Source organism: Virgibacillus halodenitrificans JCM 12304, assembly GCF_001310895.1.
Taxonomy (GTDB): domain Bacteria; phylum Bacillota; class Bacilli; order Bacillales; family Amphibacillaceae; genus Virgibacillus_Q; species Virgibacillus_Q halodenitrificans.
Window position 1 is genome coordinate 44,983 of the sequence record NZ_BAZS01000004.1, and the last position, 25,856, is coordinate 70,838.

Sequence of the window (25,856 nt, forward strand, 5' to 3'; positions counted from 1 at the left end):
GTAATGATACGTGCGGGGCTAAAATGGATGTTTTTAATTATAGGAACAACGATTGGCGCAGGATATGCATCGGGCAGGGAATTATGGCAATTTTTTGGGCATGAAAGTGGACTTGCTATTCTGTTGTTCATTGTTTTCTTTTCTATTTGTTGCATGGTAATTATGGATATAAGTCACAAAAAAGAATCTACGCAATACTTGCCTGTCTTAAAGGAAATTGTTGGAATAAAATTAACCGGTGTATATGACGTCATGATTTTTTTGTATTTATTTACAACTACTGTAGTAATGATTGCGGGGAGTGGGGCAACTGGAAGAGCGTTTAATTTTCCATATATTTGGGGAATAGGTATTATGATATTTGCCTTGATTATTTTATTTATTAAGGATATAAATGGATTATTATCAGTTAATCAATTTGTGTTGCCTCTATTATTAGGTGGGCTGTTATTTGTATTGATCATGTTTACGTACGATCAGAATCTTTCTCTATTTTCCCATTGGCATGAGCAACGAAATTGGACGGCAGCATTTCCTTTTACAGCGTTAAATATTTTACCGTTAATTGCTGTGCTTGGGGCGATTGGAAATAAAGTTAAATCAAAAGGTGAAATTGTAATAGCAAGTGTTGGAAGTGGCTTGATTTTAGGGATTATTACATATATATATAATAATAGTCTTATACAGATTGCGGACGAGATCCTCGTGTATGAAATTCCTTTATTCGCCATTTTAAAGCACTATCCATTGGAAATGCTTATCTTCATGAGTATCTTACTATGGTTTGCTATATTTACAACAGCAGCCTCGGGTGTGTTAGGCATTGTTACAAGGGTACAGGAATTTTTTCGGTTACCATTATGGCTCATTGTTGTTATAACACTAATCACTATGCTGCCATTGACTGCATTTGGATTTTCAACTTTGGTAAGTTATTTGTATCCTATCTATGGGATACTAAATTTATATGTACTTGTCCGATTATTGCTATTTCCATTGTGGAAAAGAACAGATTCCCCTCCCACCTCATAAAAAACAACACACATAGAATTACTATAGAAAAGCACCAGGGAACATAGGAGGTATAAGCATGGCTACAAAAAACGAAGTAGATTTAGGTGAAGATATAGAAAAAGTTAATGAAGATATAGGGCATTTATGGGATTTTTTGTTCTCTCCCGACCTGTGGATTTCCATTGGAATTGCCGCATTGAAGATTTTCTTCATTGTAATTGTTGCCTTAACATTTGTTCGTATATCCAGAAATCTGGTTGACAGACTGTTTAAACGGCGGGAAAAGGGGCCGATTCGGCTTACAGAACGACGCGAGAATACGTTAAAAAAATTAATTAAAAACGTTGTGGCATATGTCGTTTACTTTATTGCGATTATGATGATCCTGGATAATGTGCTTGGATTTCAAGTTGGAGCTCTATTAGCAGGGGCAGGGGTTGCCGGCTTAGCTATTGGTTTTGGAGCGCAGAATCTCGTTCGTGATATTATTTCCGGCTTTTTCATTATCTTTGAAGATCAATTTTCTGTAGGAGACTATGTCGGTGTAGCCGGAATAGAGGGCACTGTAGAAGAGATTGGACTACGTACTACAAAGGTGCTTAGCTGGACAGGTGAAATGAATATTCTACCTAATGGGAACGTCACCCAGGTAATCAATTATTCGGTACACAATGGGTTATCTATAGTAGATATAAATATTCCTTATGAAAGCAATGTGGCGGAAGCGGAGCCGCTCATTGAGGAAATCGTGGAAACCTTACCAGATAAATATGACTTTATTGTAGGTAAACCGGAAATTATTGGGGTACAGAATTTGGATGTATCTCACTTTGTAATTAGAGTTATTGCAGAAACACTTCCAGGCTTCCAATGGGCAGGTGAACGGAATATCCGCAGGGAAATTCAACATAAGCTATATCAGGAAGGAGTCGAAATACCATCACCACGTATTGTTATGTATTCCGGAAATGAAAAAGATAATATTTTAGACAAAAACAGAGAGCGTGGCCAATAACTTTTGTTATAATGAGAGTAAAAAAAGGAGAAAGAGTTATGGCGGAAACTGAGTTTGGACTAAATGATGTTGTACAAATGAAAAAACCTCATCCTTGTGGAGAAAACAAATGGAAAATTATTCGCATGGGGATGGATATTCGAATTAAATGTTTAGGCTGTGGCCATAGTGTTATGATTCCGCGCAGAGAATTCACAAAAAAGCTGAAAAAGGTTATTGAAAAGGCGGAGCAGGAGTAAAAAGAAGCCACCTGTACTTACACTTCAAATCCTAATGGACCGAGCTTAAGAACTGATGAAAGAGATAGCTAAATAAATAATAAAAAATAGACGAAAGAAACGATTTAATGGTACGATAGGAGCAGAACGGTTAAATTCGTAGATTTGGTCGGTGAAAAAGCAAAAACAGGCCTTTGGATAGCGCCTGTTTTTGCTTTTTGTTAACTTGTCAATTTGAAAGCAAGTATCTATAATTAGGATGACTAACGCGTTCATATGAATGAAATCCTTAAGGAGTGAAAGTTGCATGGCATTAACAGCAGGAATCGTCGGGCTTCCCAACGTAGGAAAATCAACACTTTTTAATGCTATTACACAAGCTGGTGCAGAGGCTGCAAACTATCCATTTGCTACCATTGACCGAATGTGGGAATTGTTGAAGTGCCTGATTATCGTTTAAATAAATTAACAGAACTAGTAAAGCCAAAAAAGACAGTACCAACAGCATTTGAGTTCACAGATATAGCTGGTATTGTGAAAGGCGCAAGTAAAGGGGAAGGATTGGGGAACCAATTTTTATCTCATATTCGCCAGGTTGATGCAATCTGTCAGGTGGTACGTTGTTTTGAGGATGAAAACATCACCCATGTGTCAGGAAAGGTTGACCCAATAGAAGATATTGAAGTAATTAATTTAGAGCTAATTTTAGCAGACTTAGAAACTGTTAATAAACGGCTCCAACGTGTAGAGAAACTTGCCAGACAGAAGGATAAAGAAGCAGTTGCTGAGCAGACAGTCCTTGAAAAGATAAAGGAAGGGCTGGAAGAAGAAATTCCAGCTCGTGCATTGGAATATTCAGAAGACCAATGGAAGATTGTAAAAGGTCTTCATTTACTAACAAGTAAACCAACCTTGTATGTAGCAAATGTAAGTGAGGAAGAAGTAGCCGACCCTGAGGGCAATACTTATGTCCAACAGGTGAAGGAATATGCTGCAAAGGAAAATGCTGAGGTTATCGTGATATGTGCAAAGATCGAAGAGGAAATTTCTGAACTTGATCAAGAAGAAAAGGAAATGTTCCTGGAAGATTTGGGTATTACCGAGTCCGGCCTGGATAAATTGATCAAAGCTTCCTATAACCTACTTGGGTTGGCGACTTATTTCACAGCTGGAGAACAAGAAGTACGTGCATGGACATTTCGTAAAGGAATCAAAGCCCCTCAGGCAGCGGGTATTATTCATACAGACTTCGAAAGAGGTTTTATCCGTGCGGAAACAGTTTCCTATGGAGACCTAGTGGAAGCAGGCGCCATGCTCAGGCCCGTGAAAAAGGGAAAGTCCGCTTAGAAGGTAAAGAGTATATTGTGCAAGATGGAGATGTCATTCATTTCCGTTTTAATGTGTAAGGACTAGCAAGGACGTGACAAGAAAAATTAGTATATTGCTCTAAGTTAACAAATTATAAACGATCTTAGACCAAGCAAAGGTACAAGCACCTTGCCAAACAAATGATGAAGTTTTATTAAAAGGTTAATAACGTAAAAAAGGATCTCTCGAAGGCTTGTTATTTTAAAAAAGATTTGGTATAATACAACATTGTGAGTAATTAAATTTACGATTACTCCTTGCTCTCATGAAATATTGGGAGCCGTTAAGACCAAAAGGAGGTGTAACGGATGAGAAAATACGAAATCATGTACATCATCCGCCCAGACATGGAAGAAGAAGCTCAAACAGCTTTGATTGAGCGTTTCAATGGCATTTTAACTGATAATGGGGCGGAGATTGAAAAAGTTGATGAAAAAGGCAAGAAGCGTCTTGCTTATGAAATCAATGATTACCGTGATGGATACTATGTTATCATTAACTTCAGCAGTGATGAAAAAGCAATCAATGAATTTGATCGTTTAGCTAAGTTCTCTGATGATATTATTCGTCATATTGCAGTTCGAGAAGATGATCAATAATAAGGAGTGGTTCTGATGTTAAATCGTGTCGTACTTGTCGGCAGGTTAACGAAGGATCCTGATTTACGTTATACACCAAACGGAGTTGCAGTAGCTAACTTCACCATAGCAGTTAATCGACCTTTTTCAAATCAGCAGGGCAATCGCGAAGCTGACTTTATTAACTGTGTTGTTTGGCGTAGACCGGCAGAAAATCTCGCTAATTTCATGAAAAAAGGTAGCATGATTGGTGTAGATGGCCGTGTACAAACACGTACATTTGAAGGACAAGATGGTAAAACTGTTTTTGTTACAGAAATTGTGGCAGACAGTGTACAATTTTTAGAATCAAAAGGCTCGTCTCAGGATAGAGGTCAGGGTGCATCAGGATTCCAGCAAAACAGTAACCAGAACCAATTTCAACCGAATCAGAACCAAAATCAAAACCAGAATCAACCTCAAGAGGACCCTTTTAGAAATAATGGGGAACCTATCGATATATCAGATGATGATCTTCCTTTCTAAGAAGGAAGCGTAAATAAATTGAAGGAGTGATATAAATGGCAGCTCGTCGCGGACGTGCAAAGCGTCGTAAAGTGTGTTATTTCACTGCAAACGGTATTACCCACATCGATTATAAAGATGTTGACTTGCTAAGACGTTTCATTTCAGAGCGTGGGAAAATTCTTCCTCGTCGTGTAACTGGAACTTCTGCAAAATACCAACGTAAACTTACAAGAGCAATTAAACGTGCTCGTACAATGGCATTATTGCCTTTCGTAGCAGAGTAATAGTATAAGGTTATTCTAAATAACTTAAACGTAACCCGGATCATGGATAATGATTCGGGTTATTTTATGTTCCTCTAATTTTGATTTTGCAGTTTTAGATGGAGACGTTCTAATGACCCACAACCTACACTAAGAACTAACTTTTGGTGAAATGGTAAACAGGGTTGTTGGAAAATAACGTATGGTAAGCAAACTATAGCTAATTCTTAAATATCTCCGGCAGATACGTCCACTCTGCAGCTGATTAATATCATCTTCGGCAGATACATAAGATTGCTCCATCCTTTAGTTCGCAATTATCTCCTACTATGAATGTACCACAAGAAAAAACCTTCAAATTGGCAAGACAGCCATATTTGAAAGTTTTTTTAAACAGTAGAAAATAATAATGTTTTAATTCTTTTTTCTGCGTTTCGGATATATAGAAATAATGGCAACTAAAAATGCAAAGGAATAAATAAAAAATAAGCCAAGATAGCTGTCATTCACTTTGAATAGTAAGGCGAGTACCGTGTATAACAGAAAAGGAATGGTTGTTGTAAAAGCCGTCATTTTCCAAAGGATAGCGAAGCGTAATTTTCGGTCCATCAGCTTAGCTATTCCTGTCCCAATATAAGCTATAACAGAAATCATAATGAAAACGAGAACAGTCATTGGTAAGTAATAGAAAATAAAAAAGTAAATAAACAGAAAAAATATATTTAATTCTGCACTAATCCCCTCCGCAGATGTCAGCCTGTCAACAAGGGAAGGCACAGAGACAATAAACAAGAGTAAAAACATGTAGATGACAGCAATGTCCATTCCAATTCGATTGAGCCAGAATGTTGCCTTTTTGGATGGCAGTTTGATACTATGGAGAAACGTTTGCAAAAAAATCAATGGACTTCATCCTTTAATGGTAAATAATTAAGATAGAGTAGTTTTTAATCAATAAAATAAGATGCTGTTCCAGGTGTAACAAATGATGCTAACAACACAACCAAAAACTAGAAATTTAATATGTTGCCAACGTAGTATTTTGTAGTTGGCGGTCCTTTCTATTATAATTGATAAGAGTGAATAAAAACTGCTTTAGCCATGAATAATCCATGACAATTTCATGTGCTGGGCACGATATGTCGCTATATTATAAAAGGTAATATATTCCCTGGAAAATAGTTATTTCCACCAATTTCGACACCCTTTTCGGGGGAAATCATGTTATCATATTATAATGACATAAATATAGAATGTAGTCGAGGTGCTTTATGAATCAGTCAAAACGATTAACAGAAGGGGCACTTTTAACAGCTATTTTCATTGTATTGATATTAGTTAGTGTATTCGTTCCTGTTCTATCTTTTTTCGCAATGTTTGTATTGCCAGTTCCCTTTGTGATCTATGCATCACGTTATGACTGGCGGCCATCATTGATCATGCTTGCTGTTTCCATGTTATTATCTATCCTGTTTGCTACCTTATTTTCATTACCAGTTACACTTCTAATGGGGTTAGGCGGGATTATGATTGGAAGTGCAATCTATCGTAAACTAACTCCATATGAGACTTGGGCACGAGGAACATTTGGGTTTATTATTGGTCTATTGTTTGCTTTCGTTTTTACGCAATATGTATTTGGTGTGAATTGGGTAAATGAACTTGAGAATATGATGAATGAATCGATGGATATGACGATAAATACGTTTGAACAATTTGGAATGGGTGAACAGACAGAGGAAGCCCGCGAAATGCTGGAAGCTTCTTTAGATATGCTTGTAAATCTGTTACCTGTATTTATTGCTCTAATTGCAATAGGATTAGCTTTTCTTAGCCAATGGGTAAGCTATAAAATAATTCGACGGTTGGATAATAAAGAGATTAAGTTTCCACCATTTCGCCACTTGCGATTTCCCGTATCGCTAATATGGGTATATTTCTTTGCTTTGATTATCACACTAATCGTTTCAGAGCAATCAAACATTTTTCATTTAGCGGCAGAGAACTTACTTGTGTTGACAGGGGTCCTCATGGCAATTCAAGGATTTTCATTTATTTTCTACTATGCGCATCATAAGAATATGTCTAAAGCGATTCCGATCCTAATTGTTGTACTTACGATCCTATTTCCTATGCTGTTTTTCTATCTCGTACGGATTTTAGGTATTATTGATTTGGGATTCGGGTTAAGAGATCGTCTTTCAAAGAAAGAGTAGTGATGGAAGAGAAAAAAGGCGTCAATTCGTAGGGAGCTGAATTTTATGCAAGACCTAAAAAAGAAGCCAACATTTCGGAGCCATTTATGGGTGATTTATTTATTATCCATTCTCCTGTTATTTGGGATTTGGTATTTTCAATGGATTCTTGGCTTGATTATGACCCTGTTGCTTGCTGCTTCTTTCTACTACAGTATAAGGTCAGAAATTATTTTACAAAATGAAGCAGAAAAATATATAACCACTTTATCTCATCGGATAAAAAAGGTGGGGGAAGAGGCATTGCTGGAAATGCCTTTTGGTATCGTTCTGTATAATGAGGATTATAAGGTGGAATGGACCAATCCATATATGAATCAATTTGCCGAGGACGATACATTAGTTGGTAAGTCTCTACATTCCCTTGGGGATGAATTAATTCCGATGATTAAAGAAGACAAGGAAGAAATATGGTTCGAGCTGGAGGGCTATAAGTTTCAGACAACCGTAAAAAAAGAAGAGCGTTTGCTATACCTTTTTGATCGTACATCCCAGGTAGAGCTGCAAACACTTTACTATAACGACCAAACAGTGCTTGCAATTATCTTTTTGGATAATTATGAGGAAATCACGCAAAACATGGATGATACGACGAAAAGTCAGTTGAACTCACAAGTAACTTCAGTGTTAAATGAGTGGTCGAAAAGCTATGGTCTATACTTGAAGAGAACATCTCAGGAGAGATTTCTTGCGGTTGGCTCAAAGGAAATTTTAAAGAAGCTGGAAAAGGTTAAATTCGATATTTTAGATGAAGTACGTGAATTAAACGGGGAGCAAAACAATCCTGTGACACTAAGTATTGGAGTGGGTGCAGGCAATGTAGAGCTACCTGTACTTGGACAATTGGCTCAATCAAGCTTAGATTTAGCACTTGGCCGTGGTGGTGACCAGGTTGCCATCAAAGATGAAACAGGGAAGGTTCGATTCTACGGTGGTAAAACCAACCCGATGGAAAAACGGACCAGAGTACGTGCGCGTGTTATCTCCCATGCGTTGAAGGAATTGGTGAAGGTTAGTGATAATGTCATAATTATGGGACATAAATCACCTGATATGGATTCCTTAGGCGCAGCAATTGGGATTTTAAATATCGCTAAAGCAAATGGCGTAGAGGGCCATATTGTGTTCGATCCGGATGATGTAGATACAGGTGTATACCGATTAGTGGAAGCAATTAAAGAAGATGAAGATGTCTGGCAGTATTTTATTGATCCAGATCATGCAGAGGCAATTACCGGAAATAGAAGCTTGGTAGTCGTCGTGGATACGCATAAACCTAGTATGGTAGCACATGAACCATTGCTCCATCTATCCGAATATAAAGTTGTCATTGACCATCATCGGAGAGCTGAAGAATTTATTGAAAATCCTACCCTTGTTTATATGGAACCATATGCTTCCTCTGCTTCGGAGTTAATTACAGAGCTATTGGAATACCAGCCGAAAGCATTAAAGTTAAAAATGCTTGAAGCAACGGCTTTATTGGCAGGAATTATTGTCGATACGAAGAGCTTTACATTGCGTACAGGGTCAAGAACCTTTGATGCAGCCAGTTATTTGCGAGCTAAAGGTGCGGACACTGTATTAGTCCAGCAATTTATGAAGGAAGACCTTGATATTTACGTTAAGCGTAGTAAATTGGTGGAACGTTCGGAAGTATATCGTGGACATATAGCTATTTCGAAGGCCGAGGAAGGCCAGGCTTATGGACCTGTACTAATAGCACAGGCGGCAGATACGCTACTTACCATGAGTGGAATTGATGCTTCATTCGTTATTTCAGAAAGAAAAGATGATAGAATAGGAATAAGCGCACGTTCCTTAGGTAACGTGAATGTGCAGGTTATTATGGAAAAAATGAATGGTGGCGGGCATTTGACGAATGCAGCTACTCAAATAGAAGATACAACTATAGAAGATGCAGCAAATTTATTAAAAGATATACTTGATGAGTATTATGAGGGGAGAGAAACAGAATGAAAGTAATTCTATTAAAAGACGTGAAGGGCAAAGGAAAAAAAGGGGAAGTAAAGAACGTTTCTGATGGCTATGCACGTAACTACCTTTTAAAAAATAATTTAGCTGAAGAAGCAACAGCTGGTAATTTGAAAGCATTAGAAGCTCAACAGCGTAAGACAGAGCAGTTGGAACAGGAAGAAAAAGAGGAAGCAATGGATCTGAAAGACACGCTTGCAGATCTAACTGTTGAATTAAAAGCTAAATCAGGCGATAATGGCCGACTTTTTGGCTCTATTACAAGCAAGCAAATAGCCGAAGCCTTGCAAAAAGAGCATGGACATAAAGTTGATAAGCGGAAGATTGAACTGGATGAGCCAATTCGTGCATTGGGGTACACAACAGTACCTGTGAAATTGCATCCAGAGGTTTCCGGCTCTATTAAAGTTCATGTTTCAGAGAAATAAGGACAACGATTATCTTATTTGCAATTTACGACGTTAGAAAAATTGGGAAGGCGGGCTCACTTTTTGGTGAGCCTTCTTCTATCCTCAAGGGAGGGGGCAGCAAATGAGTGAAGTATGGAGTGATCGTACACCACCGCATAATTTGGAAGCAGAGCAATCCATTTTGGGAGCTGTATTTTTGGATCCGGAGGCATTTTCGACTGCATCGGAATCTTTAATACCGGAAGATTTTTACCGTGCAAGTCATCAGCGGATTTTTTCTGCAATGATGAAGCTTGCTGATCGTGGTGAACCAATTGATGTTGTTACTGTTACATCCTTTTTGCATAATGCAAAGCAATTAGAAGAGATTGGTGGCGTTTCTTATCTATCTGAGCTTGCAGAAAGTGTGCCGACAGCTGCCAATATAGGGTACTATTGTAAAATCGTTGAGGAAAAAGCTCTCTTACGGAGACTTATTCGTTCAGCAACAGACATTGTTACATCAGGATTTGAGCGGGAAGATGAAGTAGAAGATGTTTTAAATGAAGCAGAGAAGTCCATTCTGGAGGTTTCCGGACGGAAAAATTCCGGAGCATTTAAAGCAATTAAAGATGTACTTATAGATGTATATGATAATATTGAACAGCTTCATCACCAAAGTGCCGACGTAACCGGGATCCCTACTGGTTTCCGTGATCTGGATAAGATTACTTCCGGTTTCCAGCGAAATGACTTAATTATCGTTGCTGCAAGGCCATCTGTTGGTAAAACGGCATTTGCCTTAAACGTTGCTCAAAACGTCGCTGTTAATACAGATGAAAATGTAGCGATATTTAGTTTAGAAATGGGAGCTGACCAACTGGTACAACGTATGCTTTGTGCAGAGGGGAATATTGATGCACAGCGCATGCGTAATGGTCAGCTGCAGGCCGATGACTGGAGTAAGCTTACGATGGCAATGGGAAGTCTATCAAATGCAGGTATTTACATTGATGATACACCGGGAATCCGGGTTGCTGATATTCGCTCAAAGTGCCGTCGTTTGAAACAGGAACATGGGCTTGGAATGATTTTAATTGATTATTTACAGCTCATCCAAGGTAGTGTTAACTCAAAGGAAAACAGACAGCAGGAAGTATCTGAGATATCACGTTCCCTTAAAGGTCTGGCTCGTGAATTGAATGTGCCATTAATTGCTTTATCTCAGCTTTCCCGTGGAGTAGAATCACGTCAGGATAAACGTCCGATGATGTCTGACTTACGTGAGTCAGGAAGTATTGAGCAGGATGCGGACATTGTAGGATTCTTATATCGTGATGATTATTATGATACAGAATCAGAGAAACAGAATATTATAGAAATCATTATTTCCAAGCAACGTAATGGTCCTGTCGGTAATGTAGAGCTTGCCTTCGTTAAGGAATACAATAAATTCGTTGACCTGGATCATCGATATTCAGAAAGTGATGTCCCTCCAGCACCAGTGCAAGTATAGATAACAGCCTTTTATAGGGCTGTTTTTTTGTGTTTTATTTTTCGGGATCGGGAGCTAGTTCATGAAAAATAAAGTAGCTATTCCTTCAAAGTCAGACACTATATAAGGTGCTGGGGATACTTAGGCTCTGCAGCGGATTATTCTCGTCTATTGCGAATAGACACTCTTTACAATGAATAGCCCCTACTTACTGCTAATTAAAACAACCAATAACATAGCTATAAATCTCTCGCTCCCACTTCCTTTCAACTATCCTATTAACTTACGGTTCTGTAGCTCAGCCAACTGAATAACCATTAACCTTCTATTAATCTATGAAAATAACCGAACAATAAAATTTTATAGTAACTTATTGTTCGCATTTGGGATTGACGGGGCAAGGAGATACTGGTAAAATAACAGTTGTGATTATTAAAACCATATGATTTAGATAAATTCAGTGGAGGTGCGCTATGTCCTCAGTAGTAGTAGTTGGAACACAATGGGGCGATGAAGGGAAAGGTAAAATTACTGACTTTCTATCGCAAAATGCCGAGGTGGTTGCTCGTTATCAAGGAGGAAACAACGCCGGGCATACAATTAAGTTTGATAATGTGACATATAAATTACATTTAATTCCTTCAGGGATATTTTTTGACGATAAAATCTGTGTCTTGGGTAACGGAATGGTTATTGATCCCAAAGCATTTGTAGAAGAGGTTGCCTATTTACATGAACGCAATGTATCTACAGACAATTTACGTATAAGTAATCGAGCACATGTTATTTTACCTTATCATTTAAAATTGGATATCTTGCAGGAAGAGGAAAAAGGTGTCAATAAAATTGGGACAACCAAAAAGGGAATTGGTCCTGCCTATATGGACAAAGCAGCACGGATGGGCATACGGATTGCTGACTTGTTGGATAAAGATGCTTTTCGGGAAAAACTCGAGCAAAATCTGAAAGAAAAGAATCGCTTGTTTGAAAAAGTGTACGAAGTTGATCCCCTGCATGTGGAAGATATTTTAGAAGAGTATTATGAATATGGCCAGCAAATGGCTCCATATGTTTGTGATACGTCCGTTGTATTAAATGATGCGCTTGATGAAGGACGTCGTGTGTTATTCGAGGGAGCACAGGGGGTCATGCTTGATATTGACCAAGGAACATATCCGTTTGTAACATCCTCCAATCCAATAGCAGGTGGGGTTACTATCGGATCAGGTGTTGGTCCGACTAAAATCAATCATGTTGTAGGTGTTTCGAAAGCATATACTACACGTGTGGGCGATGGTCCGTTCCCTACTGAGCTTCATGATGAGATTGGTGATCAGATTCGTGAGGTCGGACGAGAGTATGGAACAACTACTGGGAGGCCGCGAAGAGTTGGTTGGTTTGATAGTGTAGTTGTACGCCACGCACGTCGCGTCAGCGGGATTACTGATTTATCTTTAAACTCTATTGATGTACTTACAGGAATTGAAACATTGAAAATCTGTGTTGCCTATAAGTACAAAGGTGAGGTTATCCATGAGTTTCCGGCAAGTCTATCCGCTCTTGCTGAATGTGAGCCGGTGTATGAGGAAATGCCAGGCTGGACAGAGGATATTACCAATGTGAAAAGCTTGGACGAATTACCTGCGAATGCGCGTCATTACCTTGAGCGTATTTCTCAGCTGACACAAATTCCATTGTCCGTCTTCTCTGTAGGTCCAGACCGCTCGCAGACGAATATAGTAAGAAGTGTTTATAGCTCTTAATATAAAATTAACCTAAAAAGGGGTTGTCTCTATCTAGTGGAGATGACCTCTTTTTGTAATTGGTTGAGATCTGTTATGGCGTTTGCGTTTATGAAAGACATTGCTGTGGGATTTCACGCGCTCCATGTCCGTCATCGCCCTTATGAAAGACATTGCCGCATGATTTTGTGCTCGCAATGTCCATCATGCCACTTATGAAAGACCTTGCCGCATGATTTTGTGCTCGCAATGTCCATCATGCCACTTATGAAAGACATTCCGCTTCGATTTAGCGCGCGCAATGTCCGTCACCCCACTTATGAAAGACATTCCCGCATGATTTCGCGCTCTCAATGTCCGTCATCCCACTTATGAAAGACATTCCCGCCCGATTTCACGCGCTTAATGTCCGTCATCGCCGTTATGAAAGACATTCCCCCCGGATTTAGCGCGAGCAATGTCCGTCACCCTACTCATGAAAGACATCCCCCAAGCCCCCAACATGAGATAAAACTATATTTTTCCTTTTGCTAATACACGCCAATGAAAGACATTTACCTGAAAGTACGATAAAATAAAACTTAGTAATATGTTAAAGTAAGAGTTAGATTGTAATTAATAAAGGATGTGTCGAAGATGGGTCAAAAGATATTAGTTGTAGATGATGAACAACCAATTGCAGATATATTGAAATTCAACTTAGAAAAAGAAGGTTATGAGGTTGTATTAGCACATGATGGCGATGAGGCAATTGAGGTTGCTGAAGCTGAAAAGCCGGATTTAATTTTATTGGATATTATGCTTCCCAATCGTGATGGCAATGAAGTATGCAGGGAAATCCAGAAAACACAGTCCATGCCAATTATTATGCTGACAGCCAAAGATTCGGAAATTGATAAGGTGCTTGGTCTTGAGTTAGGTGCAGATGATTATGTGACAAAGCCTTTCAGTAACCGGGAGGTAATTGCACGTGTGAAGGCGAACCTGCGTAGACAGCAAGCTGTTCCGGACGATAAAGTAAAAGCTACAAAGGACATAGAGATCGGGGCGCTTGTTATTCATCCTGATGCATATGTAGTATCACGAAATGGGGTTCAGATTGAGCTTACCCATAGAGAATTCGAGCTGCTTCATTATTTAGCAAGACATATGGGACAAGTAATGACGCGTGAGCATCTATTGGAAACTGTGTGGGGTTATGATTACTTTGGCGATGTGCGGACTGTTGACGTAACAGTAAGAAGACTTCGCGAAAAAATAGAGGAGAACCCTAGTAACCCTACGTGGATCGTTACAAGAAGAGGTGTGGGCTATTATTTACGCAATCCTGAGCAGGAGTAATTGCTAATGAACAAAGTCGGTTTTTTTCGCTCTATACAATTAAAGTTTATAATTATTTATATTTTATTATTACTTGTGGCGATTCAGGTTATTGGATCTTTTTTCACCAATGAATTGGAAGCAGAGCTCCGGGAAAACTTCTTTACGTCCATTAACGATCGTGTGCAGCTCTTAAGCTATAATTTGGAGCAAGCATTTAATAGGGAGCGAATGGAGGATGGGGAAGGACCCACATTACAGCAAGAGGTTCAAAGCATTATTTCAGATGTTGGGCCAGATGATATTACGAGCCTGCAAGTAATTAATAACCAAAGCCGGATTATTGCTACAAATGATTATAGTTCGCAGGGAGATATCGGAAAGAAAACAACGAGAGATATGGTACAGCAAGCATTGGTAACAGATTCTGTGCAGTCAGGGGAAATGTTTGATCAGGCAACCAGGCAGCAGGTTTTTGTCCTTGCCCAACCTATTTTAGATAGTGACGGTGTGGCCGTTGGGGTCATTTATTTAAAGGCATCTATGGAAGGTGTAAATGAACAGCTGCAAAATATTAATGAAATTTTTCTTAAGGGCTCCATCCTTGCAGTAACAGTGTCTGCTTTTATAGGTATATTGGTAGCAAGGACGATTACAAAACCGATCATTGAAATGCGGAGACAGGCCCAGACAATGGCTAGAGGCGATTTTACCCAAAAGGTAAATGTGTATGGTCGAGATGAAATTGGTCACCTGGCAGAAACCTTTAATGATTTGAACAGCCGATTAAAACACTCCTATGCAACGATTGAAGAAGAGCGGCGAAAGCTAAGCTCGGTTCTATCCAATATGTCAGATGGTGTAATTGCTACAGACAATGTCGGGGCTGTTACGTTAATGAATGAAGCGGCAGGAAGATTAATTGGTCATAATCCGGATGAAATTATTGGAGAAAATCTGCTGGATATCTTTCAATTAGAAGAGAAGATCGTTGATATAACAGAGCTTCATGACAGTGGATCGATTATTATTGATTTAAGTACAGAGGAACAAGAGTCACTAGTACGTGCTAACTTCTCTACAGTGCTGGATGATGAGGACGAGCTTACCGGGTTTATTACCGTAATCAGTGATGTAACAGAGCAAGAGAAAATTGAACAGGAACGCCGTGATTTCGTATCCAATGTATCTCATGAGCTGCGTACACCATTAACCACAATGCGAAGTTATATTGAAGCATTGACAGATGGTGCATGGGAAGATAAGGAAATTGCTCCTAAATTCCTTGGTGTTGCACAAAATGAAACGGAGCGTATGATTCGCATGGTAAATGATCTGTTACAGCTTTCTAAAATGGATGCAAAGGAACATCCGTTAAAGAAAGAAAGGACAGAATTCATTAATTATTTTCATGGGATAATTGATCGCTTTGAAATGAACGTACCTGAACATATTTCACTAAAACGCGAGCTTCCGAAAGGGAAATTCAATGTTTGGCTCGATCAGGATAAGATGACACAAGTGCTTGATAATATTATATCCAATGCGATTAAATATTCACCAGAGGGTGGTAAAATAACACTCCGTGTGGAAAACAGGCGCCATCATATTCTTGTCAGCATCCAGGATGAGGGTATGGGAATTGCTTATGATAAACTTGAAAAGATTTTTGAACGTTTTTATCGGGCAGATAAGGCCAGAACACGTAAATTGGGTGGTACTGGATTAGGACTTGCCATTGCAAAAGAGCTGGTAGAAGCACATCACGGTAAAATCTGGGCAAAAAGTAAAGAAGGTAAAGGGACAGCAATCCTCTTTACACTTCCGCTAATGAATCAGAAGCGGAGGGGATTATAATGAAACTGGAAACAGCTAAGTCATTTGCTCTGGTTGTATTGGTCGGTGTCAGTTTGTTATTAACCTTTGGTTTATGGACATACCAACCCAATCAAACCCCAGTAGGCGGACCAGATTTGTTGAAGGAAATTGATATTGGTGGGATGAAAGAAACTAAAAAATCTTTAATTGAACCGATAAGTGTTATTTTTCATACAAATGGGGCACATTTTGGTTATGATGAGCCTGATAAGCGCCAAGGGTTTTACAATGAGCTGCAATCTACGGTTCTCTACGATTTTAGAGCTGGGGAGAAAAAAGGTGATATTCAACCATATGACATCGAGATGATCTATCCAGATGATCTCCCTATGGAAATTTTGCCGTATTTATTTTCTTTTAAAGACGATATAGAGGAATTTCCTACATGGTCCTTTGACCGCATGTACTTTACGTTTATAGAAGAATCCTCTTCGTTAAAAATACAATTTATCTCCATTGATAACAGACATAAAGCAACAGCTGTAATTAATGATTCACAAATCTATAGTAGGCTATGGAAAACGATTGATTCACAAAAGAATCTTACAGAATACCTTGTCTTTAAGGAAGGTAAAAGAGATATCTTTTTTCCAAGCGGAAGCCCTGATGTAAAAAAATGGTCTTTATCTGTAAGTAGTATTCCGGCAACAAAGCTTGTAAATGATTTATTCCTGGATCCATCCAGAGTAAGTCGTTCCATTGCATCCTCTATTACGGAGGGAGAAGTATACTTCACGGATGGGGTACGAGAACTCAGTGTGGATCACAATGGTAATAGAATGGAGTTCTTTAACCCCATTACATCTCAATATCAGCAGAAGAATCCCTTGGAATTATTAGACAGCAGTATTGAAAAAGTTAACGGACATAAGGGCTGGACAGAGGAATTTAATTTAATGGATATCGAGCCATCGATAAATAAAATAACATATCAAATGTTTTACAGAGGATATCCGGTCTTCAATAAGTATAATATGGCTTCCATTAGCCAAGAATTCCGAAATCAAGATCTATACCGTTATCAACGCTCTTTGTTTAAATTAAATAATTCATTAGGAAAAGAATCCGTATATATTTCGTCAGGTGAAGAAGTATTAAAGGAAATTGAGGGTATGGATAGTCAAAAGAAGCAAAACATTTTGGACATCAAGCTAGGATATGAGCTTAAATATCAAGAAAATGACCTTAGTGATTACGTGACGCTCGAGCCCACTTGGTATGTAAACTATAATGGGGCATGGGAGCAAATAAATACCACTGGTAATAACAAAGCGGAAGGAGGAAGTTAAGGATGCAGTGGAATCAAATAAAAACACTATTTATCCTTTGCTTTCTAATTCTGGATGTTTATTTACTAATGCAATTTATGGAAAAGCAGGAACGGGCAGATGTTGGTGTGTTGACCAGTCAGGAAGAGACTTCCTTTGAATCTAAGCTGGAACAAGAGGATATTACCATTAGTGATAACGAAGTAGAAATTGAAAAAGATTCTTATATTTCTGTACTAAGGAGAGAATACAGTGATAAAGAATTAAGCCAACTAGCAGATTTGGATAAACAGGATGTTGAAGTAATTGATAAAAACTTGATTGTTTCCAAATTTGAAGAGCCGATTGCTATTCCTGATAAAGCACAGTCTGCCGATATTAGTAAACTGGTGAAGAGTCATATTATCCACCCGGAGGATTTTACGTTTTGGGGGTGGAATAAAGATAGAAATGCATTGCTTTTTTTTCAGGAAAAAGAGAATAGGCCAATTTACTTTAATGAAAACGGCATGCTCCTTGTTTATTTAAACAAGGATAATGAGATGGAATATTATACCCAGACAATGCTTGGCGAAGCAGAGGAACAAGGGGATTTGCGGACACTTACGAAACCAATGAAAGCAATTGAAATATTGTATAATGCGAATGAGTATATGCTGAGGATAATATTACCAATACGGAGATTGGTTACCATACAAGGATTCCGTTAGCCAATGGCAAGCAAGTGTTTGCGCCAACCTATAAAATAACCGTGAATGACGAACGCAATTATTTTATTAATGCGATTGAGGGACATATTTTCGCAAGTAATGACACCGAGTTTATTGGCGATGCCATTCAATCGACGTTAAGTAAGATCAAGAAATTAGAGGATGAGGTAGAATGGAAAGATAGCATTCTACAGCTTTTAAATCAAAAATTGCAAGTAGAAGGTAGTAGAGGTGAGGAGTAATGACATTGCGTTTTAGTGTACTGGCTTCTGGCAGTACAGGGAATGCATTTTATATAGAATCAGAAAAGGAAAAAATTCTTGTAGATGCTGGCTTGAGCGGGAAGCAAATCGATCGTTTATTTCAAGAAATCAACATCGACCCATCCAAGCTGACAGGAATTTTGGTTACTCATGAGCATAGTGATCACATTAAAGGCTTGGGGATAGTGGCTCGCAAATATAACCTACCTATTTATGCCAATGAGAAAACCTGGAAAGCCATGGAGCGCTCAATTGGAAAGCTTACGACAGACCAAAAATTTCATTTCGGTATGGAGGAAGTAAAAACATTTGGTGACATGGATATCGAATCGTTTGGAGTATCACATGATGCCGCGGAACCGATGTTTTATACTTTTCATCATGATAATAAGAAGGTTGCGCTTGTTACAGATCTTGGGTATGTATCTGAACGGATCAAAAAAACCGTCGAGGATGCAGATGCTTATATTTTTGAGGCAAATCATGATGTAAGTATGCTACGTATGGGAAGATACCCTTGGAATGTAAAAAGACGTATTCTTGGTGATTCAGGTCACGTATCCAATGAAGACTGCGGCCTCGCATTAACAGATATTATTAGTAATCGTACGAAACGTATCTACTTGGCGCATTTAAGCCTGGATAATAATATGAAGGATCTTGCCCGCATGTCTGTGGAAAGTGTGCTGCAGGAGCGGGGCATTAAAATTGATTTGCATGATACTGATCCAAATTCCCCGACATCCTTATATGAAGTAGTATAATTGGTAGGTGCTATTTACTTTGAAAACAGCGTTTCATTAAAGAAACGCTCCCTTTTCTTAGTTTAATTTTTCATAAATAAGGAATAACTATATTGATTATGTTTATTTTTTAGGATAGGGGTTGGATATATGGGATACTACGATCAAAATTACAGACCAAATCCGCATAGAAAAAAATCCGGCGGGTGGTTAGTCCCCGTTTTGCTAGGAATAATTATTGGTATATTATTAGTTGTTGTGGTTATGCCATCCATTCAGGAATCAGGGTTATTACCTGGTAATGAAACTGCTGGAGATTCCTCCAGTTCAGGAGTGAAGCAAGATGGCGATTCAGTAAATTCCACAGTTAATGTGGATGTAAATACTCAAATAACAGATGTAGTTGAAAAAGTATCCCCGGCGGTAGTTGGTGTTGTGAATCTTCAACGGCAAGGTGATTTCTGGCAGCAGCAACAAGAGGATCAGGAAGCGGGAACGGGTTCTGGTGTTATTTATAAGAAAAAAGATGGAACCGCCTTCGTTGTAACAAATCACCACGTAATTGAAGGTGCGGATACAGTGGAAGTAGTACTTGCAGATGAGACAAGTATTAAAGCGGAAATAGTCGGAAGTGATTTATTTTCAGATTTAGCTGTATTACGCATGGATGGAGCGGATGTGGATCAAGCCATTGAAGTGGGCTCATCTGGTGATGTGAAAGTGGGAGAACCTGCTATTGCAATTGGTAACCCACTTGGCCTGATGTTTTCCGGATCTGTTACACAAGGGGTAATTAGCGGTAAAGAACGTACCATTCCACAGGATTTTAACCAGGACGGGCGTGCAGACTGGCAGGCAGAGGTTATACAAACAGATGCAGCCATTAACCCTGGTAACAGTGGTGGAGCGTTAATAAACATAGACGGCCAGCTTATCGGTATAAACTCGATGAAAATTAATCAGACAGCTGTAGAGGGAATTGGTTTTGCTATCCCTATCGATTCAGCTATGCCGATTATTAATGAGCTCGAAACACAGGGAGAAGTGACTCGACCATATATTGGCGTGGAGATCTATTCATTGGATGAAGTGCCACAGTCGGAATGGAGAAACTCTCTTAATTTACCGAAAGAGATTGAGGGCGGCGTATATGTGTGGAGCGTGGAACCATTGTCTCCAGCAGATAAGGCCGGCTTAAAACGTCTTGATGTTATTACAGAGCTTGATGGAAAACCAGTAATGAATATGATTGATTTACGTAAGATTCTTTATCAGGAAAAGAAAATAGGTGATGAAGTGAAAATCACTTATTATCGTGATGGAGAGAAGAAAGAAACAACGTTAAAATTAGGAGAGCAATAAAACGAAAGCTATCTTTCACCGTTTAGGCGGAAGATAGCTTTTATTATCCACAGAATTATAAAGTTATGCACAGTTTGTGGATATAATTAAAGTCGAAAATCAATATATGGTGTCGAAATTTTGTGCGGTAACAAAATAGCTACGAACATTTGTGCATATGTGGATTAAATTGTGGATAACTAGTAGATTTTAACATATAAAAGATGCTTATCCACTGGTTTTCAACAGAAAATGGTTAGTTTCCAAAAGTTATGCACATTATACTTTTACGCGTACTTGCTGCCAGATAACTAATAAAAGAATAAGCATGACAATATCCAATCTTGCTTCAAAAGCAAAGGAAAGGAATCCTTCTGTTAGTAAGACTGGGATTTTTGTTAAATATAATGCGCCAAGCATAATTAAAATTAAAGGTGGTACTGCTAGATGAACATACATCCTCCCGACAAGAAGCATTCCACAAACCACCTCCGTAATGGCTATCAAAAATAAAGTTGCTTCAGGAAAAGGAATACCAAGATTGTGAAAGACCCCTCTAAAATCACTTACAAGCAATGCAACAATCCCAGAAGTAATAAAAACATAACCAACAGCATAGCAAATCCAAGGGTATGCCTGCATATGAAATTGTATTTTTTTCATTCGTTGTCCCTCCTTAAATAGTTAATTAACTTATGTATATGTTAAGGAAAGGACAACCTTGACAAGCATTTCAAAATAGATGAAGGAAGTAGGCTTGAAGGGAAAACAATTTCTACTTACTAGGAGGGAGGGGGGCCATGTCTAGTGCTTCGAGTCGATCTTCTTGCTTAACACAGAGCAATAAACTTATAATCTACTGTAGTCTTCAGAAAATAATGTAAAGGAAGTACATAGATGATACGACGATTTTTCTCTTATTATAAGCCACATAAACGCTTATTTATTATTGATTTCACTGCTGCAGTCATAGTGGCTATTTTGGAACTGGCCTTCCCGGTTGCAGTCCAAAGCTTTATTGATAAATTACTGCAAGAGAAAAACTGGGATGTAATTATTACCGTTAGTATTTTATTATTACTGGTTTATTTATTAAGCTCATTCCTACAATATATTGTTACCTATTTAGGTCACAAACTTGGGTTAAATATTGAAACAGACATGCGTCAGGATCTGTTTAAGCATGTGCAGAGTCAATCGTTCCGTTTTTTTGACAATACAAAAACCGGTCATATTATGAGTCGGATAACAAATGATTTATTTGATATAGGTGAACTGGCACATCATGGACCGGAAGATTTTTTTATTTCCATTATGACTTTTATTGGTGCGTTTATTATTATGTTTACAATTAATATGAAGCTCGCCTTTATTATTTTAATTGCAGTACCCATTCTTATTTTTCTTATTGCCTTTAGTAATATAAAAATGAATAAAGCGTGGCGAACGATGTATGAGGATATTGCCAGTGTAAATGCAAGAGTAGAAGATGCGGTTTCTGGTGTCCGTGTCGTTCAGTCGTTTACCAATGAAGCTTTTGAAATGGAGCGGTTTACAAAAGATAACTATAAGTTTCGAAGGGCAAAGGCAGGAGCATATAAAGTAATGGCAATTGTCCATTCCAATATCTATATGCTTATGCGGCTCATTACGCTGCTCGTACTTGTTGTTGGAGCTTGGTTCACATACACTGGGCAGCTTTCTACGGGAGAACTGGTTAGTTTTGTACTTTTTGTAAATGTGTTATTTAATCCGATTCAAAAAATAACCGCCCTATTGGAATTGTATCCAAAAGGGATGGCTGGATTTAAACGATTTACTGAATTACTTGATACAGAAGCAGAGGTACAAGACCAACCGAATGCTAAGCAAATAAGCCATCTAAACGGAGATATTTCATTCAATAAGGTGACCTTTGGTTATGAGAAAACACAAGAGCCTGTACTAAATGCGTTGAGTTTTTCTATCCAAGCAGGAGAAACCATTGCCTTTGTTGGTCCATCAGGTGCTGGAAAAACAACTATATGTTCCTTAATTCCTCGTTTTTATGATGTGGAAAGTGGGAGTATTACAATTGATGGAGTAGATCTTAGAGATATGACAAAAGAGTCGTTACGTAAGCAAATCGGGATTGTCCAACAGGATGTGTTTCTGTTTACAGGCACGCTGAAAGAAAATATTGCTTATGGAAATAGAGATGCTACAGATGAGGAAATTAAGCATGCAGCAAGACAGGCACATATGGAGGAATTTATTAATGAACTGCCTGATGGATACGAGACACAGGTTGGAGAACGAGGACTTAAGCTTTCCGGAGGGCAAAAACAGCGAATTGCTATTGCACGAATGTTTTTAAAGAACCCTCCAATTCTCATATTAGACGAAGCTACATCTGCGCTTGATACAGAGACAGAAACGATTATTCAGAAGGCGTTAACTGAGCTGGCAAAAGAACGTACAACACTTATAATTGCCCACCGGTTAGCAACAATTAAAAATGCGGATCGGATTATGGTCGTTACAAAATCAGGTATTGAAGAAGAAGGCAGTCACGAAGAATTACTTCAGCGTGACGGTATTTTTGCTCATCTGCATAAGGTACAGATGAAATAAAGTGTTTACTTCTATTCAGGAAAGGGAAAATAACTGAATTACATTATTTTCAGAAAAATTATACACATTTGCTTGTGCATAAATGTGGATAAGTAGTTAAAATAACTTCAAAATTTGTCGATATTTCCCGGGAAATACTGAGTAAAAAATGAAAATAATTAAGTATTATAGTTGTTTTAAAGGGTGGATATTTTTTGAGCTGTTAATGCAGCGAAGCCGGAGATGGTTCAGAGATGTATTGCTGGAGGGTATTTCTCTGGTAATAAGTATTTTTAACGTCATCTGTATTTCTTAAAATTGGATACTTATTTTTTTTGAATTTCATGCTGAATTTCCAGCTTTAGCGGGAATAATAAAGGTAGAAGGAGTGGAAAGATGAAAAAAGTAGTAATCGCGATACTCATTATGCTTTTACTTTCGGCATGTATGAGTAATACGGAGGAAAATACAAAAAAGGAAAATACGGATGGGACAGGCTCTATTACGTTTGAGGAAACGGGGATTACCGAAGATACCTTGCAAAAGTTTCCTGAGTATAAAACCTTTAAGAAAAATATAGATTTACAAACATATCATGCCCAAATGAAGGATGAAAGTAACGAAAAACGTGTGATTGTCTTTTTGAATGATAAGCAAAAAGAAATTTATAAAAGTGTTTATCTAAAAGGTACAAAAAGAGTGAAAATTATTAAGCTAAGTGAGGATGAAGTGATGGTTAATAAAGTGCTTAGCTAGGGAATAGCTGTTTTCAGATATTAATGCATAGAAGAAGCAGAGATAACTCGAACGTAAATAAAATAAATAATAAAAAGAAGCACGCAGCTTAAGAGCAACGTGCTTCTTTTTATTAGGAGGATGTCCATGCTCCGCCATTAATGTGAATAGCTTGTCCGGTCATATAAGAGGATTCATCCGCAGCGAGCATAACATATGGCCAAGCATGCTCGGATGGTTGACCTGGTCTTTCCATTAAAGTATCCTGTCCAAAGTTTTCTACTCCGTCTTCATCAAAGGAAGATGGGATAAGCGGTGTCCAAACAGGACCGGGTGCAACTGAATTTGCACGAATACCTTTTTTGGCCAGACTCTGAGCAATACTTCTTGTCCATGCTGTAATAGCGCCTTTTGTAGCAGAATAATCCATGAAAATTGGATTACCTCGATAAGCATTAATGGAAGAAGTGCTAATAATAGAGTCTCCTTCCTTCATATGTCGTACAGCAGCTTTTGTTAAATAAAACTGTGAAAAGAAGTTAGTCCGGAATACTTCCTCAAATTGCTCGCTGGAAATCTCCAGAACATCTTCTCGTACATATTGAATTGCTGCATTATTAACTAATATATTTATCTTACCAAATTCCTCTACTGTTTTTTCCACGAGGTCAATACAATGTGACTCATCCTTTATATCACCAGGGAGAAGTAAACAACTAGCACCTTCTTTTTCAACTAGCTTCTTTGTTTCTTCCGCATCATCATGTTCATCGAGGTAAGATATTGCTACATTCGCACCCTCTTTGGCATAAAGGATGGCAACCGCTCTGCCAATTCCGCTATCCCCACCTGTGATGAGCGCTGCTTTCCCTTCTAATTTATTACTTCCCTTATAGTTCAATGGTTGCGCAGGCTGAGGATTCATTTTCGATTCTATTCCAGGCTGCTTCTCCTGTTTTTGTCTAGGTGTACTTCCTTTTTGCATTTCTCTTGGATCCATGTTTAGCTACCTCCTTGAAGTTTTTAAGTCTATGTTGTATGTTAGTCTATTCCACAGCTGGGGGAGGCCAAAACCTTATTTCAAAAGACGATATACTGCTCAGAAATCAAACCCTCAACAAGTATTTTAAAGCCAAATAAAAAAGAAATTCCCTGACAGTAGGAATTCCTCAACTTAATTAATTCTGTTTTCTCTTAGTAGGATCGCAATCTGGATACGCTTGGTCGGTGGATTCGGCTAGTTTAATAAGGTAATAGCATTCCTCTCTAGCCATATGATCTGCCATTAATGCAGAAAATGTACTTAGCACCGTGTTGTTTAATTCCATTTCTTCAATCTCTCCAAGAAAAGTACGGAAAAGGTTCATTTCAATTTCTACGTCACTATTAAAACGATCGAGTGCAGGAAAGGACTGGATGTTGGCACGTAGATAGCCTGTCAGCTCTACAGCCTTCAGGTAAAAATCACTAAAATGGTTCGTAAATTCCTTACTTTTTTCTTTTAATCTTTTTTCCACTCCATCAAGTTCATCATTTATCGCCCCAGCATGACCATAGGCATCTGCCAGCCAAAGCAGGTGGTGATGCAGCTCATGGAAAATGGGAGGTGAATCACCTTGCTTCAAATACTGGATTACCCGTTCATATTCCTCCAGTTCATTTACCATATGGTTAATAAATGTAGGGGATAAATGAATTCCAATCTTTCCAACTAACTGTCTTCGGATGAGGGAAAGTTTAAACTTTTTTAATTCTTCTACAGCTGCTTCCGCTTCTTTTGTGAAAGTAATGGCATTGGAGTTGGACAAGGAATTGGTGTTCTTTAATAGTTGCTCAAAAACCACAATAAAATCCTTGGCAATTTGAATATCTTTTTTTTCGGTTGGGTAAAGAGAGTCCCGAATAAAAGTTGCATGGTCGCCTAATACCTGCAGCCAAAATTGATGTTCAAATGTAGCATCTTTCAAGTAGTCTGCCAATAACGCTCACTCCTTAAAACATTTCATCGATTTAATGTATTCCGTTAATGATGAAAATAGTAGTATTAATTTAAAATAGATTTCATAGCAGAGTGAGAGAATCCCCTGTATCTATCGAGGAACTAAGCCTATCATCCATTATTTTCCGAAATGGCTTTTTACTGTACTATCAAGTTACTTGGCAGTTC

General features: G+C 38.4%; 24 protein-coding genes and 1 pseudogene. 21 read left to right on the top strand and 4 right to left on the bottom strand.

Going from position 1 to position 25,856, the window contains the following annotated elements; translation table 11 throughout:
- The first annotated feature begins 3 nt into the window (after positions 1-3).
- The 7 genes and pseudogenes from JCM12304_RS03580 to rpsR all read left to right on the top strand — a co-directional run bounded on the left by JCM12304_RS03580 (position 4) and on the right by rpsR (position 4,984).
- Positions 4-1,032 carry a YkvI family membrane protein gene (locus tag JCM12304_RS03580; RefSeq protein ID WP_060678561.1) on the top strand — a complete coding sequence of 343 codons (1,029 nt, stop codon included), beginning with the start codon at positions 4-6 and terminating at the stop codon, positions 1,030-1,032.
- A gap of 58 nt (positions 1,033-1,090) precedes the next feature.
- Entirely contained in the window at positions 1,091-2,029 is a 939-nt protein-coding gene (locus JCM12304_RS03585) for a mechanosensitive ion channel family protein (protein WP_077358997.1), read from the top strand.
- A gap of 38 nt (positions 2,030-2,067) precedes the next feature.
- Entirely contained in the window at positions 2,068-2,268 is a 201-nt protein-coding gene (locus tag JCM12304_RS03590; RefSeq protein WP_019375775.1) for a DUF951 domain-containing protein, read from the top strand.
- A 286-nt stretch (positions 2,269-2,554) separates the two neighbouring features.
- Positions 2,555-3,653 (top strand): annotated as a pseudogene (gene ychF, locus JCM12304_RS03595) (redox-regulated ATPase YchF).
- A 270-nt stretch (positions 3,654-3,923) separates the two neighbouring features.
- A complete protein-coding gene (gene rpsF / locus JCM12304_RS03600; protein WP_019375777.1) occupies positions 3,924-4,214 on the top strand; it encodes a 30S ribosomal protein S6 in 291 nt (96 codons plus the stop codon).
- A 15-nt stretch (positions 4,215-4,229) separates the two neighbouring features.
- The gene (gene ssb, locus JCM12304_RS03605) at positions 4,230-4,718 is read left to right on the top strand and encodes a single-stranded DNA-binding protein (RefSeq protein WP_019375778.1); all 489 of its coding nucleotides are present in this window, start codon (positions 4,230-4,232) and stop codon (positions 4,716-4,718) included.
- Positions 4,719-4,753: 35 nt separating this feature from the next.
- Positions 4,754-4,984: a 30S ribosomal protein S18 gene (gene rpsR / locus JCM12304_RS03610; protein ID WP_019375779.1), complete on the top strand. Its 231-nt coding sequence runs from the start codon at positions 4,754-4,756 to the stop codon at positions 4,982-4,984.
- A gap of 393 nt (positions 4,985-5,377) precedes the next feature.
- Here the strand turns inward: rpsR and JCM12304_RS03615 are convergent, their stop codons facing one another.
- A complete protein-coding gene (locus JCM12304_RS03615; protein WP_060678562.1) occupies positions 5,378-5,866 on the bottom strand; it encodes a DUF1189 family protein in 489 nt (162 codons plus the stop codon).
- A 368-nt stretch (positions 5,867-6,234) separates the two neighbouring features.
- Here JCM12304_RS03615 and JCM12304_RS03620 point away from each other — a divergent pair, with 368 nt between their 5' ends.
- The 12 genes from JCM12304_RS03620 to JCM12304_RS03675 all read left to right on the top strand — a co-directional run bounded on the left by JCM12304_RS03620 (position 6,235) and on the right by JCM12304_RS03675 (position 20,383).
- Entirely contained in the window at positions 6,235-7,179 is a 945-nt protein-coding gene (locus JCM12304_RS03620) for a YybS family protein (RefSeq protein ID WP_019375781.1), read from the top strand.
- A 45-nt stretch (positions 7,180-7,224) separates the two neighbouring features.
- Positions 7,225-9,198 (top strand): DHH family phosphoesterase, encoded by a 1,974-nt coding sequence (locus tag JCM12304_RS03625; protein WP_060678563.1) that lies wholly within the window; start codon positions 7,225-7,227, stop codon positions 9,196-9,198.
- Positions 9,195-9,641, top strand: a complete 447-nt coding sequence (gene rplI / locus JCM12304_RS03630; RefSeq protein WP_019375783.1) for a 50S ribosomal protein L9 — start codon at positions 9,195-9,197, stop codon at positions 9,639-9,641. The genes JCM12304_RS03625 and rplI overlap by 4 nt, the downstream gene beginning before the upstream one ends.
- A 103-nt stretch (positions 9,642-9,744) precedes the next feature.
- Positions 9,745-11,118, top strand: a complete 1,374-nt coding sequence (gene dnaB / locus JCM12304_RS03635) for a replicative DNA helicase (RefSeq protein ID WP_019375784.1) — start codon at positions 9,745-9,747, stop codon at positions 11,116-11,118.
- Positions 11,119-11,570: 452 nt separating this feature from the next.
- Complete coding sequence (locus JCM12304_RS03640) at positions 11,571-12,860, top strand: adenylosuccinate synthase (protein ID WP_019375785.1); 1,290 nt, start codon at positions 11,571-11,573, stop codon at positions 12,858-12,860.
- A 615-nt stretch (positions 12,861-13,475) separates the two neighbouring features.
- Complete coding sequence (gene yycF, locus JCM12304_RS03645; protein ID WP_060678564.1) at positions 13,476-14,180, top strand: response regulator YycF; 705 nt, start codon at positions 13,476-13,478, stop codon at positions 14,178-14,180.
- Between the two features lie 6 nt (positions 14,181-14,186).
- The gene (gene walK, locus JCM12304_RS03650; RefSeq protein ID WP_060678565.1) at positions 14,187-16,016 is read left to right on the top strand and encodes a cell wall metabolism sensor histidine kinase WalK; all 1,830 of its coding nucleotides are present in this window, start codon (positions 14,187-14,189) and stop codon (positions 16,014-16,016) included.
- Positions 16,016-17,326 (top strand): YycH family regulatory protein, encoded by a 1,311-nt coding sequence (locus JCM12304_RS03655; RefSeq protein WP_060678566.1) that lies wholly within the window; start codon positions 16,016-16,018, stop codon positions 17,324-17,326. Before walK ends, JCM12304_RS03655 begins: the two co-directional genes overlap by 1 nt.
- 2 nt (positions 17,327-17,328) lie before the next feature.
- Positions 17,329-18,015 (top strand): two-component system regulatory protein YycI, encoded by a 687-nt coding sequence (locus JCM12304_RS03660; RefSeq protein ID WP_060678567.1) that lies wholly within the window; start codon positions 17,329-17,331, stop codon positions 18,013-18,015.
- A 41-nt stretch (positions 18,016-18,056) separates the two neighbouring features.
- Positions 18,057-18,257, top strand: a complete 201-nt coding sequence (locus JCM12304_RS03665) for a hypothetical protein (protein ID WP_172675246.1) — start codon at positions 18,057-18,059, stop codon at positions 18,255-18,257.
- On the top strand, positions 18,257-19,042 hold the full coding sequence (locus JCM12304_RS03670) for an MBL fold metallo-hydrolase (protein ID WP_019375791.1): 786 nt from the start codon (positions 18,257-18,259) through the stop codon (positions 19,040-19,042). The genes JCM12304_RS03665 and JCM12304_RS03670 overlap by 1 nt, the downstream gene beginning before the upstream one ends.
- A 129-nt stretch (positions 19,043-19,171) precedes the next feature.
- Positions 19,172-20,383: a S1C family serine protease gene (locus tag JCM12304_RS03675; protein ID WP_060678569.1), complete on the top strand. Its 1,212-nt coding sequence runs from the start codon at positions 19,172-19,174 to the stop codon at positions 20,381-20,383.
- A gap of 258 nt (positions 20,384-20,641) precedes the next feature.
- Here JCM12304_RS03675 and JCM12304_RS03680 read toward each other — a convergent pair whose 3' ends face one another.
- The gene (locus tag JCM12304_RS03680; RefSeq protein ID WP_019375793.1) at positions 20,642-21,025 is read right to left on the bottom strand and encodes a DoxX family protein; all 384 of its coding nucleotides are present in this window, start codon (positions 21,023-21,025) and stop codon (positions 20,642-20,644) included.
- 234 nt (positions 21,026-21,259) lie between these two features.
- Between JCM12304_RS03680 and JCM12304_RS03685 the strand changes: the two genes are divergently transcribed.
- Both JCM12304_RS03685 and JCM12304_RS03690 read left to right on the top strand, forming a co-directional pair.
- The gene (locus tag JCM12304_RS03685) at positions 21,260-22,975 is read left to right on the top strand and encodes an ABC transporter ATP-binding protein (RefSeq protein ID WP_060678570.1); all 1,716 of its coding nucleotides are present in this window, start codon (positions 21,260-21,262) and stop codon (positions 22,973-22,975) included.
- A 375-nt stretch (positions 22,976-23,350) separates the two neighbouring features.
- On the top strand, positions 23,351-23,710 hold the full coding sequence (locus tag JCM12304_RS03690; protein ID WP_060678571.1) for a membrane lipoprotein lipid attachment site-containing protein: 360 nt from the start codon (positions 23,351-23,353) through the stop codon (positions 23,708-23,710).
- 112 nt (positions 23,711-23,822) lie between these two features.
- On the opposite strand, the gene JCM12304_RS03695 is transcribed toward JCM12304_RS03690, so the two are convergent.
- Together JCM12304_RS03695 and JCM12304_RS03700 are read right to left on the bottom strand one after the other, a co-directional pair.
- Positions 23,823-24,689, bottom strand: a complete 867-nt coding sequence (locus tag JCM12304_RS03695) for an SDR family oxidoreductase (RefSeq protein WP_019375796.1) — start codon at positions 24,687-24,689, stop codon at positions 23,823-23,825.
- A 178-nt stretch (positions 24,690-24,867) separates the two neighbouring features.
- Positions 24,868-25,668 carry a DUF2935 domain-containing protein gene (locus JCM12304_RS03700; RefSeq protein ID WP_060678572.1) on the bottom strand — a complete coding sequence of 267 codons (801 nt, stop codon included), beginning with the start codon at positions 25,666-25,668 and terminating at the stop codon, positions 24,868-24,870.
- Positions 25,669-25,856 lie beyond the last annotated feature (188 nt).

What these genes read in the sequence shown, in the direction of transcription:
- JCM12304_RS03580 (WP_060678561.1), top strand. Translation starts at nt 4, where the DNA reads ATGATACGTGCGGGGCTAAAATGGATGTTTTTAATTATAGGAACAACG.
- JCM12304_RS03585 (WP_077358997.1), top strand. Translation starts at nt 1,091, where the DNA reads ATGGCTACAAAAAACGAAGTAGATTTAGGTGAAGATATAGAAAAAGTT.
- JCM12304_RS03590 (WP_019375775.1), top strand. Translation starts at nt 2,068, where the DNA reads ATGGCGGAAACTGAGTTTGGACTAAATGATGTTGTACAAATGAAAAAA.
- rpsF (WP_019375777.1), top strand. Translation starts at nt 3,924, where the DNA reads ATGAGAAAATACGAAATCATGTACATCATCCGCCCAGACATGGAAGAA.
- ssb (WP_019375778.1), top strand. Translation starts at nt 4,230, where the DNA reads ATGTTAAATCGTGTCGTACTTGTCGGCAGGTTAACGAAGGATCCTGAT.
- rpsR (WP_019375779.1), top strand. Translation starts at nt 4,754, where the DNA reads ATGGCAGCTCGTCGCGGACGTGCAAAGCGTCGTAAAGTGTGTTATTTC.
- JCM12304_RS03620 (WP_019375781.1), top strand. Translation starts at nt 6,235, where the DNA reads ATGAATCAGTCAAAACGATTAACAGAAGGGGCACTTTTAACAGCTATT.
- JCM12304_RS03625 (WP_060678563.1), top strand. Translation starts at nt 7,225, where the DNA reads ATGCAAGACCTAAAAAAGAAGCCAACATTTCGGAGCCATTTATGGGTG.
- rplI (WP_019375783.1), top strand. Translation starts at nt 9,195, where the DNA reads ATGAAAGTAATTCTATTAAAAGACGTGAAGGGCAAAGGAAAAAAAGGG.
- dnaB (WP_019375784.1), top strand. Translation starts at nt 9,745, where the DNA reads ATGAGTGAAGTATGGAGTGATCGTACACCACCGCATAATTTGGAAGCA.
- JCM12304_RS03640 (WP_019375785.1), top strand. Translation starts at nt 11,571, where the DNA reads ATGTCCTCAGTAGTAGTAGTTGGAACACAATGGGGCGATGAAGGGAAA.
- yycF (WP_060678564.1), top strand. Translation starts at nt 13,476, where the DNA reads ATGGGTCAAAAGATATTAGTTGTAGATGATGAACAACCAATTGCAGAT.
- walK (WP_060678565.1), top strand. Translation starts at nt 14,187, where the DNA reads ATGAACAAAGTCGGTTTTTTTCGCTCTATACAATTAAAGTTTATAATT.
- JCM12304_RS03655 (WP_060678566.1), top strand. Translation starts at nt 16,016, where the DNA reads ATGAAACTGGAAACAGCTAAGTCATTTGCTCTGGTTGTATTGGTCGGT.
- JCM12304_RS03660 (WP_060678567.1), top strand. Translation starts at nt 17,329, where the DNA reads ATGCAGTGGAATCAAATAAAAACACTATTTATCCTTTGCTTTCTAATT.
- JCM12304_RS03670 (WP_019375791.1), top strand. Translation starts at nt 18,257, where the DNA reads ATGACATTGCGTTTTAGTGTACTGGCTTCTGGCAGTACAGGGAATGCA.
- JCM12304_RS03675 (WP_060678569.1), top strand. Translation starts at nt 19,172, where the DNA reads ATGGGATACTACGATCAAAATTACAGACCAAATCCGCATAGAAAAAAA.
- JCM12304_RS03680 (WP_019375793.1), bottom strand. Translation starts at nt 21,025, where the DNA reads ATGAAAAAAATACAATTTCATATGCAGGCATACCCTTGGATTTGCTAT.
- JCM12304_RS03685 (WP_060678570.1), top strand. Translation starts at nt 21,260, where the DNA reads ATGATACGACGATTTTTCTCTTATTATAAGCCACATAAACGCTTATTT.
- JCM12304_RS03690 (WP_060678571.1), top strand. Translation starts at nt 23,351, where the DNA reads ATGAAAAAAGTAGTAATCGCGATACTCATTATGCTTTTACTTTCGGCA.
- JCM12304_RS03695 (WP_019375796.1), bottom strand. Translation starts at nt 24,689, where the DNA reads ATGGATCCAAGAGAAATGCAAAAAGGAAGTACACCTAGACAAAAACAG.